The organism is Amycolatopsis sp. GM8, from assembly GCF_021653975.1.
GTDB lineage: Bacteria > Actinomycetota > Actinomycetes > Mycobacteriales > Pseudonocardiaceae > Amycolatopsis_E.
On sequence record NZ_JAJKFK010000001.1, the window covers coordinates 814,344 to 826,258 of the forward strand.

The 11,915-nt window shown below is 69.9% G+C and carries 13 protein-coding genes; 6 read left to right on the plus strand and 7 right to left on the minus strand.

Features of this window, described 5'->3' with window-relative positions; all coding sequences use genetic code 11:
- Nucleotides 1–30 precede the first annotated feature (30 nt).
- The gene (locus LOZ83_RS03915) at nt 31–861 is read left to right on the plus strand and encodes an NmrA family transcriptional regulator (RefSeq protein ID WP_236788790.1); all 831 of its coding nucleotides are present in this window, start codon (nt 31–33) and stop codon (nt 859–861) included.
- Here the strand turns inward: LOZ83_RS03915 and LOZ83_RS03920 are convergent.
- From LOZ83_RS03920 to hisD, 4 genes are read right to left on the minus strand one after another with little or no spacing between them, the layout of a single operon-like run.
- Nucleotides 854–1,012, minus strand: coding sequence for a hypothetical protein (locus tag LOZ83_RS03920; protein WP_236788791.1), 159 nt, complete (start codon nt 1,010–1,012; stop codon nt 854–856). The two genes, LOZ83_RS03915 and LOZ83_RS03920, sit on opposite strands and share 8 nt — an antisense overlap.
- Entirely contained in the window at nt 1,009–1,608 is a 600-nt protein-coding gene (gene hisB / locus LOZ83_RS03925) for an imidazoleglycerol-phosphate dehydratase HisB (protein WP_236788792.1), read from the minus strand. The genes LOZ83_RS03920 and hisB overlap by 4 nt, the downstream gene beginning before the upstream one ends.
- On the minus strand, nt 1,605–2,702 hold the full coding sequence (locus LOZ83_RS03930) for a histidinol-phosphate transaminase (RefSeq protein ID WP_236788793.1): 1,098 nt from the start codon (nt 2,700–2,702) through the stop codon (nt 1,605–1,607). Before LOZ83_RS03930 ends, hisB begins: the two co-directional genes overlap by 4 nt.
- On the minus strand, nt 2,699–4,024 hold the full coding sequence (hisD, locus tag LOZ83_RS03935) for a histidinol dehydrogenase (protein ID WP_236788794.1): 1,326 nt from the start codon (nt 4,022–4,024) through the stop codon (nt 2,699–2,701). Before hisD ends, LOZ83_RS03930 begins: the two co-directional genes overlap by 4 nt.
- A 48-nt stretch (nt 4,025–4,072) precedes the next feature.
- On the opposite strand from hisD, the gene LOZ83_RS03940 reads away from it, so the two are divergent.
- A complete protein-coding gene (locus tag LOZ83_RS03940; protein ID WP_236789432.1) occupies nt 4,073–4,870 on the plus strand; it encodes a carbon-nitrogen hydrolase family protein in 798 nt (265 codons plus the stop codon).
- Here LOZ83_RS03940 and LOZ83_RS03945 read toward each other — a convergent pair.
- Nucleotides 4,815–5,744 (minus strand): DMT family transporter, encoded by a 930-nt coding sequence (locus LOZ83_RS03945; RefSeq protein ID WP_236788795.1) that lies wholly within the window; start codon nt 5,742–5,744, stop codon nt 4,815–4,817. The two genes, LOZ83_RS03940 and LOZ83_RS03945, sit on opposite strands and share 56 nt — an antisense overlap.
- Before the next feature lie 179 nt (nt 5,745–5,923).
- Between LOZ83_RS03945 and LOZ83_RS03950 the strand changes: the two genes are divergently transcribed.
- Nucleotides 5,924–6,589, plus strand: a complete 666-nt coding sequence (locus tag LOZ83_RS03950) for a VC0807 family protein (protein ID WP_236788796.1) — start codon at nt 5,924–5,926, stop codon at nt 6,587–6,589.
- Here LOZ83_RS03950 and LOZ83_RS03955 read toward each other — a convergent pair.
- Nucleotides 6,586–7,227, minus strand: coding sequence for a response regulator transcription factor (locus tag LOZ83_RS03955; RefSeq protein WP_236788797.1), 642 nt, complete (start codon nt 7,225–7,227; stop codon nt 6,586–6,588). The two genes, LOZ83_RS03950 and LOZ83_RS03955, sit on opposite strands and share 4 nt — an antisense overlap.
- 145 nt (nt 7,228–7,372) lie before the next feature.
- Here LOZ83_RS03955 and LOZ83_RS03960 point away from each other — a divergent pair, with 145 nt between their 5' ends.
- The 3 genes from LOZ83_RS03960 (at nt 7,373) to LOZ83_RS03970 (ending at nt 10,291) form a co-directional block, all read left to right on the plus strand.
- On the plus strand, nt 7,373–8,413 hold the full coding sequence (locus LOZ83_RS03960) for a type VII secretion protein EccE (protein ID WP_236788798.1): 1,041 nt from the start codon (nt 7,373–7,375) through the stop codon (nt 8,411–8,413).
- 87 nt (nt 8,414–8,500) lie between these two features.
- Complete coding sequence (locus LOZ83_RS03965) at nt 8,501–9,199, plus strand: trypsin-like serine protease (RefSeq protein WP_236788799.1); 699 nt, start codon at nt 8,501–8,503, stop codon at nt 9,197–9,199.
- A gap of 21 nt (nt 9,200–9,220) precedes the next feature.
- Nucleotides 9,221–10,291: a dihydrofolate reductase family protein gene (locus tag LOZ83_RS03970; protein ID WP_236788800.1), complete on the plus strand. Its 1,071-nt coding sequence runs from the start codon at nt 9,221–9,223 to the stop codon at nt 10,289–10,291.
- A gap of 333 nt (nt 10,292–10,624) precedes the next feature.
- Here LOZ83_RS03970 and LOZ83_RS03975 read toward each other — a convergent pair whose 3' ends face one another.
- Nucleotides 10,625–11,911, minus strand: a complete 1,287-nt coding sequence (locus LOZ83_RS03975) for a sensor histidine kinase (RefSeq protein ID WP_236788801.1) — start codon at nt 11,909–11,911, stop codon at nt 10,625–10,627.
- Nucleotides 11,912–11,915: the final 4 nt, after the last annotated feature.

Sequence of the window (11,915 nt, forward strand, 5' to 3'; positions counted from 1 at the left end):
GTCTCACCGCGGTCCGCTTCAATTCCAGGTATGACGAATGACAACCTGACTCTGATCCTTGGTGGCACAGGCAAAACCGGACGACGGGTGGCCGAGCGACTGGCCGCACTCGGCGTGCCCGTGCGCGTCGGATCTCGTGATGGCAAGCCGCCCTTCGACTGGGCGGACAAGCAAACGTGGGTGCCCGCGGTGCACGGCGCGACCGCGGCATACCTGTCGTTTTACCCCGACGTGGCCGTTCCCGGAGCCGCCGCAACGGTACGTTCGTTCGCGGAAGTCGCGGTCTCCCATGGGATTCGGAAACTCGTCCTGCTGTCCGGCCGGGGTGAACCCGAGGCACAGCTTGCCGAAGAGGCCGTACGAGAAGTCGCCCCGGATACGACTGTCTTGCGGTGCAGCTGGTTCAACCAGAACTTCAGCGAGGGCTACCTGCTGGATCCCGTGCTCGGCGGGGAAGTCGTGCTCCCGGTCGGCGACACGCCGGAGCCGTTCGTCGACGCCGACGACATCGCGGACGTCGCGGTCGCCGCGCTGACCGAAGACGGCCACGCGGGCCGGCTCTACGAACTGACCGGTCCCCGGCTGCTCAGTTTTGCCGGCGCGGTCGCGGAAATCGCGGCGGCGACCGGTCGCACGATCCGGTTCAAGCCCGTGTCGATCGACGAGTACAGGTCGATGCTGACCGAGTACGAGGTCCCCGCGGACGTGGTCCAGCTGCTGTCCTACCTGTTCACCGAAGTGCTGGACGGCCGCAATGCGTCCGTCACCGATGGTGTGCGACGCGCACTGGGCCGCGAGTCTCGCGATTTCGGCGACTACGCAAGGGAAACCGCGGCCACCGGCGTGTGGACCGTCAGCTGACGAACCAGACGATCCCGCCGCCGAGCGCGATCAGGGCCGCGACGAGCAGGACGATCGCCAGCCCTTTCGCGGTCTTGTAGGTGCTGTAAACGCCGCCGGCCAGGAAGCCCGCGACCGCCAGCAGCAGGATCCCGACGATCTCTTTGCTCACAGCACGCCCTTGGTCGAAGGGATCCCGCCCGCGCGGGGGTCCGGTTCGGTCGCCGCGCGCAGCGCGCGGGCGACGGCCTTGTACTGCGCCTCGGCGATGTGGTGCGGATCCCGGCCGTGTAGCACCCGCACGTGCAACGCCAGCTGCGCGTGGAACGACAGCGAGTCGAACACGTGCCGGGTCAGCACGAACGGATAGTTCCCGCCGATCGTGAAGGTGGTGAACTCCGGCGGCTCTCCCAAGTGGACACAGTACGGGCGGCCGGACACGTCGATCGCCGCGTGGGCAAGGGTTTCGTCCATCGGGATCCACGCGTCGCCGAACCGGCGGATGCCCTTCTTGTCACCCAGCGCCTGCCGGATCGCCTGCCCCAGCACGATCGCGGTGTCCTCGACCGTGTGGTGCGCGTCGATGTGCACGTCACCTTCCGCCTGGACCTGCAGGTCCAGCGAGCCGTGCACACCGAACGCCGTCAGCATGTGGTCGTAGAACGGCACCCCGGTGGCGATCTCCACCTGGCCCGTGCCGTCCAGGTCGAGCACGACCGAGATCGAGGACTCCTTGGTGGTCCTGGAAATCTTGCCGACCCGTGTCACCGGGGAACCTCCTTGCTCGCCGCGAGGAACGCGTCGTTCTCCTCTGGGGTGCCGATGGTCACCCGCAGGTGCCCCTCGATGCCGACGTCCCGGATCAGCACACCGTTGTCCACATAGGACTGCCAACTCGCCCTCGCGTCGGTAAACCGTCCGAAGAGGACGAAGTTGGCGTCGCTGGGCACAGTGGTGAAACCCAGGCCCCGCAAGTCTTCCACGACCCGTTCGCGCTCGGCGGCCAGCTTCGCCACCGAGGCGAGCGTCGCGTCCGCGTGCCGGAGCGCGGCGCGCGCGGCGGCCTGGGTCAGCAGCGACAGGTGGTACGGCAACCGGACGAGCTGCAGCGCGTCGACGACCGCGGGCGCCGCGGCCAGGTAGCCGAGCCGGCCGCCGGCGAAGGCGAACGCCTTGCTCATCGTGCGCGAAACGATCAACTTGGCGGGGAAGGAATCCAGCAGCTCGACCGCGCTCGGCTGCGACGAGAACTCCGCGTACGCCTCGTCCACCACGACGATGCCCGGCGCCGCACGCAGCACCGATTCCAGTTCCGCCAACGGGATCGAGCCGCCGGTCGGGTTGTTCGGGCTCGTCACGAACACCACGTCGGGGCGGCGCTCGGCGACGATCTCCGCGGCTCGCAAGGTGTCCAGAGTGAAGTCGTCACGACGCGGCGTCGGCGCCCATTCGGTCCGCGTGCCGGCCGCGATGATCGGGTGCATCGAGTACGACGGCTCGAAGCCCAGCGCTGTGCGGCCGGGACCGCCGAAGGCCTGCAGGATCTGCTGCAGCACCTCGTTGGATCCGTTGGCAGCCCACAGGTTCCGCTCGGACAGCAGCACGCCGGTGGACACCGACAGGTAGTCGGCGAGGTCCTGCCGCAGCGCGACCGCATTGCGGTCGGGGTACCGGTGCAGGCCCGCGGCCACCTCGCGGACCGCCGCGGTGACATCGTCCACAAGCGACTGTGGCGGCGGGTACGGGTTTTCGTTGGTGTTGAGCCGGATCGGTACGTCCAGCTGCGGGGCGCCGTAGGGGCTGCTGCCCCGCAGGTCCTCGCGCAGCGGCAGGTCCGCCAGCGTCACGTCGTCGCCGGTCACCGGGCTCCTCCGGAAAATCGGGCGGTCACGGCCTCGCCGTGGGCGGGCAGGTCTTCGGCTCCTGCGAGCGCGACGACCTTGTCCGCGACCTCGCGCAGCGCGTCCTCGCTGTAGTCGATGACGTGGATGCCCCGCAGGAAGCTCTGCACGGACAGGCCCGACGAGTGCCGGGCGAACCCGCCGGTCGGCAGCACGTGGTTCGATCCGGCGCAGTAGTCGCCGAGCGAAACCGGCGCGTACGGGCCGACGAACACCGCGCCCGCGTTGCGCACGCGGGCGGCGACGGCACGCGCGTCCGCCGTCTGGATCTCCAGGTGCTCGGCGGCGTACGCGTCCACCACCCGCAAGCCATCGTCCACAGTGGACACCAGCACGGTGCCGGACTGCCTGCCCGTCAAAGCTTCCGTGACGCGCTCGGTGTGCTTGGTCGCCTTCACTCGTACGGCCAGTTCGGCGTCAACCGCGTCCGCCAGCTCGACCGACGAGGTCACGAGCACGCTCGCGGCCAGCGTGTCGTGCTCGGCCTGGCTGATCAGGTCCGCGGCGACGTGCCCGGCGTCGGCGGTCTCGTCCGCGAGGATCGCGATCTCCGTCGGGCCCGCCTCGGAGTCGATGCCGATCAGCCCGCGCAGCATGCGCTTGGCCGCGGTCAGGTAGATGTTGCCGGGCCCGGTCACCAGGTCGACCGGCACCAGGGCAGTACCGTCGGTGTCCGTGCCGCCGTACGCGAGCAGCGCCACGGCCTGCGCGCCGCCGACCGCCCACACCTCGTCCACGCCCAGCAGCGCGGCGGCCGCCAGCGTCGTCGGGTGCGGGCTGCCGCCGAACTCCGCCTGCGGCGGCGTGCACAGTACGAGCGAGCCGACGCCCGCGGCCTGCGCCGGGACGACGTTCATCACCACACTCGACGGGTAGACGGCCAGCCCGCCCGGCGCGTACAGCCCAACCCGCTCGACCGGCACCCAGCGCTCGGTGACGGTGCCGCCCTCGGTCACCTTCGTGGTGACGTCGGTGCGGCGCTGGTCGGCGTGCACCGCGCGGGCGCGGGCGACGGACTCCTCCAGCGCGGCGCGCACGGCCGGGTCGAGCTCCGCCAACGTTTGCGCCAGAGCCGAAGCGGGCACCCGCACCGAGGACGGGCGGACGCGGTCGAACTTCTCCGTGTACTCGAGCACAGCCTCGACCCCACGGTCACGCACCGCTTCCACCACCGGCCGAACCTGATGCAGGGCCGCGTCCACGTCGATCTCGGCGCGCGGCAGCGTGGCACGCAGCTCGGCGGCGGACGGGGCCTTTCCACGCAGGTCGGTGCGGTTCAACATGGGTCTAGGGTACGGAGGGGGAGCCCGCCGGTGACCAGGGAGGTAGCGGTGCTGCGGATCGGCTTGTGCCAGGTCACTTCGAGCGAGGACCCGGCGGAAAACCTGGAGCTGATTCGTGGCGAGGTGGCCAGGGCCGCCGGCCGCGGCGCGCAGGTCGTGGTTTTCCCCGAGGCCGCGATGGTCCGCTTCGGGATCTCCCTCAAGCCGCTGGCCGAACCGATCGACGGGCCGTGGGCGAAGTCGGTGTCCGCGATCGCCGCCGAACACGACGTGCTGGTCGTCGCGGGCATGTTCACGCCGTCCGACGACGACCGTGTGCGCAACACGCTCCTCGTCACCGGGCTCGGCCGGCACCTCGGCTACGACAAGATCCACCTGTACGACGCGTTCGGCTTCCGCGAGTCCGACACCGTGGCGCCCGGCACCGACCTCGTCACGACGAGCGTCGACGGCGTCACGCTCGGTTTCGCCACCTGCTACGACATCCGCTTCCCGGAACTGTTCCGCCGCCTCGCCGACGACGGCGCGTCCGCCATCGTCGTGCCGACGTCCTGGGGCGCCGGCGAAGGCAAGCGCGAGCAGTGGGACGTGCTGGTCCGCGCCCGGGCCCTCGACTCCGGCTGCTGGGTGCTGGGCTGCGGCCAGGCCGACCCGGCGGCGACCGGCACCCGCGTCAATCCCAAGGCGCCCACCGGCATCGGCTACTCGACGGTCTCCGACGGGTTCGGCAAGGTGCACGCGAAGCTGGGCGCAGGGCCCGAACTCGTCGTAGTGGACGTGGACCCGGAGGTCACTGAGAAGGCACGGGTTGCGACGGGTGCACTCGCGAACCGCCGGCTGGGCTAGCTTGCGGCGCCACGAGGTGGTTACTGCGGTAGGCGAGGATCGCGATCCCCGCCACGATCACCGCGGCCGCCATCAGTTCCCCCGCGAGCACCCCCGCGCCGGTCGCCGCCGACTCGCCCATCCACCCGATCCCGATCGCGACCCCCACCAGCGGATCGATCGTGGTGATCACCGCGAGCGCCGGCGACATCGCCCGCCCCTGCTGGAACGTGTTCTGCGACAACAGGAACCCGATCGGCCCGATGACGCACACGACGTACAGCGCCCAGTGCGTGAACGGCACCCCCGCGCCCTCCCGCAGCTGCCCCGCGACCACCTTCATCAGCCCCGCCGTGACGCCGTAGAAGACGCCCGTCGCGAGCGCGAGCCCGAGCACCCGGCCGGCGCCCCGCAGCACCGTCGAGAGCCCGAGCCCGAGCAACGCGACCATCCCCAGCACCACGGCGAGCGGCCCCACGTCGCTCACCAGCTCGTTCGACCCCCCGGTCGGTTGAGCGAGTGCCAGGAAACCGGAAAGCCCGGCCACACAGACCAGCGCGCCGAGCACGACCACCCGGTCGGCATGCCGGTGGCTGAGCCATGCGGAGAACGCCGCCGCGAACGGCAAAGCCGTGACCAGCAACGGCTGCACCAGCATCAGCGGCCCGAAACCGAGCGCCAGCACCTGCAACAGCAGGCCGCCGATCGTCGCCACGATGCCGACCAGCCACAACGGCCGGTGTGCCAGTTTGACCAGGAGGCCGGGATCCAGGGTCTTGCCCTGTGGCACTTCCTTGGTGGCCTTCGCCTGCGCGGCCGACGCGAGGCCCATCAGTGCCGCGCCGACCACTGCCGCCGGCACCGCCACCGCCAGGCTGTCCCACTCCGCGGTCATCGGCTCACCTCCCCTTCACACAACATCCCACCACCTGCGGTCTCTTCCCGGATCCGGAAATTTCCCGGAGTGTTATCGAGACCCGACCCTGACTTCACAGGGTCACCGAGTACATTTGGCGGCTCCACCCGCCGCCCCGCCCCGTGCTCCCCCCGGCACGAAAAGAGACTGCGAGTTCGATGCCCCCGCACCTGACGATCCACCTGCCCGCCCTCGGTGCCACGCTGCGCCAGGGCGCCAAGAACCTGCTCGAATCGACGGTCGTCCCGCTCGGCCTCTTCTACCTTTTGCTCACGTTCGTCAGCTTCGACGGCGGTATCATCGCCGCGCTGTCGTGGTCCGTGCTCGCGCTGGGCCGCCGTATCGTGTTGCGCCAGCCGATCCCCGCGATCCTCGTGCTGACGACCGTCCTGCTGGTCGCGCGCACCGCCCTCGGGCTCGCCACCGGCAGCGTCTTCCTCTACTTTCTGCAGCCCACCCTGCAGAACTTCCTGATCGCCTTCGTGATGATCGCCTCGCTTCCGTTCGGCCGCCCGTTCATCGCGAAGCTGGCCGACGATTTCTGCGCGTTCCCCGCCGCGTTCAGTGAGCATCCGCGCGTCGTTCAGATCTTCCGCCGGTTATCGCTGTTGTGGGCCGTGGTGTTTCTCACCAACGGTGTGACGACCCTGTGGATACTGGCCCGCGAGAGCGTCGGCAACTTCCTGCTGGTGTCGACGGCCGGCACGTGGAGCATCGTCGGTCTGGCGATCGTCGTGTCGCTGTGGTGGTTCCGGCGCGTGCTGCGCGGCGAGGGCATCCACCTCCGCTGGGGCGCCCAGGCCCCCGCCGCGGTGGCCGTCTAGGAGATTCCCTCCTCGATGGCGAGCCGGGTCAGCTCCGGCCTGCGCCGGCGGCCCGTCTTGTCCCGGATGCGTTCGAGGTAGGACCGGACGGTGCGGACACTGATCGACATCGCCTCGGCGATGTCGGTGTCCCGCTCGCCCGCCGCGACCAGTGACAGCACCTGCCGCTCACGGTCGGACAGCAGGGCTTTCACCCCGCGCGTCGAGTTCAGCAGGAACGAAGCGAGCGCGGGCGAGACATAGGTGTTGCCGGCCGCGATCTCCCGGACCGCACGCAGGATGTCGGCGCCGTCGGCGTCCTTGGACAGGTACCCGCGGGCACCGGCGGAGATCGCGCCGAGCACCTCCTCCTGTCCGGCGTGCGCGGACACCACGAGGACCAGGTACCCCATCGTGACGACTTTCTGCACGGCGGCCGCGTCCGTGACACCACGCAGCTTCAGGTCGAGCACCACCACCGAGCCCGCGGGCTCGCGCGCCGCGGCGAGCCGTGGCACCGAATCCGCGACCGCGCCCAGTTCGATGTCCGCCGCCTCGCTCAGTACCCGGGCCACCGCGGACCGGTACAACGGGTGGTCCTCGACCACGCTCACCCGGATCCGCGCCGTGTTGACCGATTCGCTCGCAAGATCGCTCATGCGCGCGCTCCTCCTCATCGCGTCGGCGGCCCCCCGCTGACCCAGTGATTCTCCCGCATCGACCTGCCCTGTGGCTATTTCTACCGGCAGGAAAACGTGACGAACTTGACTATTCTGTCCCAGGCATCAACGAGAGGCGTCGAACGTGACCGCGGCCGGTGCATGGATCCGCACTTTGCCAGGGCCGCACGGCTTTACCGCCGTGCTGCCGGTACGTCCCGCCCAGATCATCGTGTGGGCGATCGCCCTAACCGCCGTGCTCGTGGACCGCGGCGCCATCGTCGTCCTGCTGGCCGCGCTGCTCATCGGCGCCACGTCGGTCCGGGTCGCCGGACTGTACCTGGCGGACTGGGTGTTCGTGTGGGTGCGGTACCGGCTGCTGCAGCACGACGACCGGCGGCTCGGCGATGACCCGTTGCTGGTGCTCGCCCCGGACTTCCGGCTGCGCCAGCACCACGACCGCGCCGGGAACTCGTTCGGCGTCGTGGGCATCGACGGCGGGTGGACCGCCGTGCTCCGGCTCGCGCCGGGCGACGAGCCGGACCTGGCGAAACTGACCGCCGTGCTGCGCGAAGCGTGCGACAACGCGGACATCCCGCTGGCTGGGGCCCAGCTCCTGGCGCGCACCGAGGGGGCGCGCCGGGTCTACCTGATCGCCGTGCGGTACCGGCCCGCGGAGGCACCGCTGGCCGCGCTGGCCCGTGGTACCGGCGAGCTCGGCGAACACCGGGCGATCGTGCGTGCGGCGCTCGGCATCGCCGGCCAACTCGCCGAAACGGGCGTCACCGCGACCGTCCTCGAAGCCGGTGACCTCGCCGCCGAATTGCGGGAAATCCTCGGCGTGAAAGGGGATCTGCTCGCGCGCAGGCACCGGCCGAGCGCCGTGGTGGACGGCTGGCGGTCGTGGTCGGCGGCGGGTACGACGCAGTCCTGCTTCACCCCGAAGTCGAGTCTTGAAAGCGCTTTCTCGGCGTCGGCCCGCGGTGCTGCGTTCACCGTCGTCTCGTACCAGTTACGCCGCACGCAGCTCGGTCGCCTGCACGAGGACGTGACGATTCGCGTCGTGAAGTACCAGGGCACGCGGCGGCCGCCGAACAGCGCGGATCTCGATGTTCCGGTGGTTCCGCTGTACGGGCGCCACGAAGCGTCCGTCCGGCACACGCTGCCGCTGGCCACCGCGCACTGACCATTTTTCCCGACTTCCGTAGGTATCAGGGCAACTCCTCCCGTGAATAGTTTTCGAGGACCTGCCCCACACCCCGGAGGTGCTCTGATGCGAAAGTCCGGTGCCGTTCTCGCCGCCGCCGCCCTGCTCGTCGGCGCGGGAACCCTGACCGCGGAAGCCGCGACGCCACTGATCATCGGCGGCGGCACGGTGAGCAGCGCGCCGTGGGGTGCCCAGGTCTACTGGGACGACGCCACGTCCTTCGGCGGGTTCGAATGCTCGGGCACGATCATCGCCGCGCAGTGGGTGCTCACCGCGCAGCACTGCCTCAACAGCCCCGGCATGCACGTCAAGGTCGGCAGCGTGACCCTGCAGCAGGGCACCGATGCCGATGTCGACCGCCAGCTCGCCTCGCCGAACGGCGACATCGCGCTGCTGCACCTGGCCACCCCGGTGAACACCACGTACATGCAGCTGGCCACCAGCGACCCGGCGACCGGCAGCACCAACCAGATCTACGGCTGGGGCCGCACCCAGGGCACCAACCCGCCGTCGAGCACGCTCAAGACCGCGAACGTCCAGGTCACCGGCACCAGCACGGACGCGTTCGGCGGTCCGGCCATCGCGAGCCGCGGGATCAACGGCTCGGCGTGGCACGGCGACTCGGGCGGGCCGGAGCTGTCCGGCGGCGTGCAGGTCGGGGTGTGCTCGACGGGCAACAACACCGGCTCGCAGACCAACGGCACGCAGAACTACGCGAAGGTGTCGGCCAGCCGCTCGTGGATCCGGCAGAACGCCGGGGTCTGATGCCTGTGGGACAGTGACGGGGTGCGTCCCTATGTCCTGGCCTCGGCGGCGGTGTCGCTCGACGGTTTCCTCGACGACACCAGCCCCGAACGGTTGCTGTTGTCGAGCCCGGCGGATTTCGACCGCGTCGACCAGGTCCGCGCCGGCGCGGACGCGATCCTGGTCGGCGCGAACACCATCCGGACCGACAACCCCCGGCTGCGGACGCGGTCCGGGCCGGATCCCGTCAAGGTCACGCTGACCACCAGCGGCAAGCTCGACCCTGATGCGAAGTTCTTCACGACCGGTGATGTCGCGAAACTCGTTTATGCGGCGTCACCGGTCGTGCCGTCTCTGGCCGCGTCGCTGGACGGACTTGCTGTTGTCGTCGACGCCGGGGACCCGCTCGACCCGCATCGCATGCTGGCGGATCTGGCGGCGCGCGGGATCGGGCGCCTGATGGTGGAGGGCGGGAGTGCCGTCCACACGCTGTTCTTCACCGAGGATCTGGTCGACGAGCTGCACCTGGTGGTGGCGCCGTTCTTCGTCGGCGAGCCGGACGCGCCCCGGTTCGTGGGCTCCGGACGCTTCCCGCAGGGCCGGATGCTGCTCGTCGAGACCCGGCAGCTCGAGGATGTCGTGCTGCTGCGGTACCTGACCGGCCAGGCGGCGGTGGACTACCGGCGGTTGCGGGAAGCCGTGGCGCTGGCGGATCTTTGCCCGCCGTCCACGACGTTCCGGGTCGGAGCCGTGATCACCGACGCCGCCGGGGAAGTGATCGCGACCGGCTATTCGGGCGAACACGACCCGCATGACCACGCTGAGGAATCGGCCCTGGCGAAGCTGGACGGCGACGATCCCCGGTTGGCCGGGGCGACGATTTACAGTTCGCTGGAGCCGTGTAGCGCGCGGGCTTCTCGGCCGGTTACGTGCACGCAGCACATTGTGAACGCGGGGATTCCGCGGGTTGTTTTCGCCTGGCGTGAGCCGGATCTGTTTGTGGACGCGCGGGGGGCGGAGTTGTTGCGGGGCGCTGGGTGTGAGGTGGTTGAGGTGCCGGATCTCGCGGCGTTGGTTCGGAAGGCGAATCGGCATTTGCCTGGGGTGGGGTGACTGGCGGCCTTGCGCCGGGCCCACCCCGATGCCGGATTGTCTAACGGTTGGCACGGCGTGTAAAGGGCGCCTTCGGCGTCGCTATCGCGATGACCGCTGGCGCGGTCACCCTTGACACGACGTGCCAACCGTCAGGGCGGCTTTCTATCGGGGTTGGCGGAGGTGCGGGTGGGCTGCTTTCGTGGTCGCCTTTTGTTGCCGGGTTCGGCTGCCGAGGGCGGGTTCCGGGGGCTCGGTGTGTTTGCCCGTTGCGCGGGTGTGTTTGCTTGTGGTGTCGGTGAGTTTGCTGGCTGCGCGCGTGAGTTGGCCCCTGACGGGGTTCGCTGGTGCTTTTTACCTCGGGACCCACATGGTGACTCGGGTTCCGTTGCCTGGGCGGGATTCGATTTGGCACCAGCCGCCGACCTCGGCGAGCCTTGCTTTCATCGACTCGCTCACGCCGAAACCTGGTGGGCGCGTGTATTCGTCGTAGCCGACACCGTGGTCGCGGGTGATCACGGCGACGCCGCCGTCCCGTTCTTCCATGCGTACCACGACTTCCTGCGTCCCAGCGTGCTTGATCGTGTTCCGCAGGGCCTCGCGCGCGGCCTCCCGCACAGCCACCCGTCGCACCTCGGACAGTTGATCGTCCCCGACATCCGAGATGGCCAGCTCCGCCCGCAAACCTTCCCGCGCCATCTCCGTGGCCAGCGTCGCCAGTTCGGCGGCCAGGCCATCCGGCGGATCCGACGCCCGCAACGACCGCCGCAAGGCTCCGGCCTGCGAGCGCGCCACATCCCGGACGCGCGCCAGCTGCCCCGGGCCGTCATCCGTCAACGCGATCGCTTCCAGGGTCTGCAGCACGGTGTCATGCAGGGTCCGCTCCATCCGCGCCTGCTCGGCGCCCTGACCCAGCCGCATCCCGATGGCGAGCGCCAGCCGTGTCGCGAGGCCCACCAGCACCAGGAAACCCACCCCACAGGCGACCGCGACCAGCACCATCCCCGCTGCGACCACGAGGCCGGCGATCTCGATCCGGCCGAACTGGGCGACCGGCCCCAGCCACAGTGTGACGCCTTCCAGCGCGATGCCGACCGCCGCGACCAGCAGCCCGGCCACGATCCCGCGGCAAATCGTCCACAGGGCGACCGTGCCGGTGAGGTACAGCAACGGGATCCACCCGTCGAGCCAGAACAACCCGGGCGGCACGGTGATGGTGAACAACAGGCTAGCCACCACCGCGAACAGCACGTCGCCACACAACAACCGCCACGTCAACCGGCCCCGCCGGTCGGGGACACGCAGCACCCACGCCACACCGGCGACGTTCGCCAGGATGCCGACCCACGTGATCGCGGTCAGCTCCGGCGTCGCGCCGAAACCCACCAGCAGCCACAACCAGACGACCGGCAGCACCAAGATCCGGTACGCCAGCGGCAACAACACCGCATACCGCGTCGCCCGGATCATCAGGGAATCGGTCGGGGGCGCCACCTCCGTGGCGGCCATCGCGCCCATCCGCCGCACAGCCGCGACGGGTTCGGGATCGTCAACCTCGGACGGCAGGTCCTGCGGCGTCGACGCGAGCACCGAGGCGCCCTGCCGCAGCAGTGCGCCCAGGAAAGTTGTGCCGCGTACCAAAATC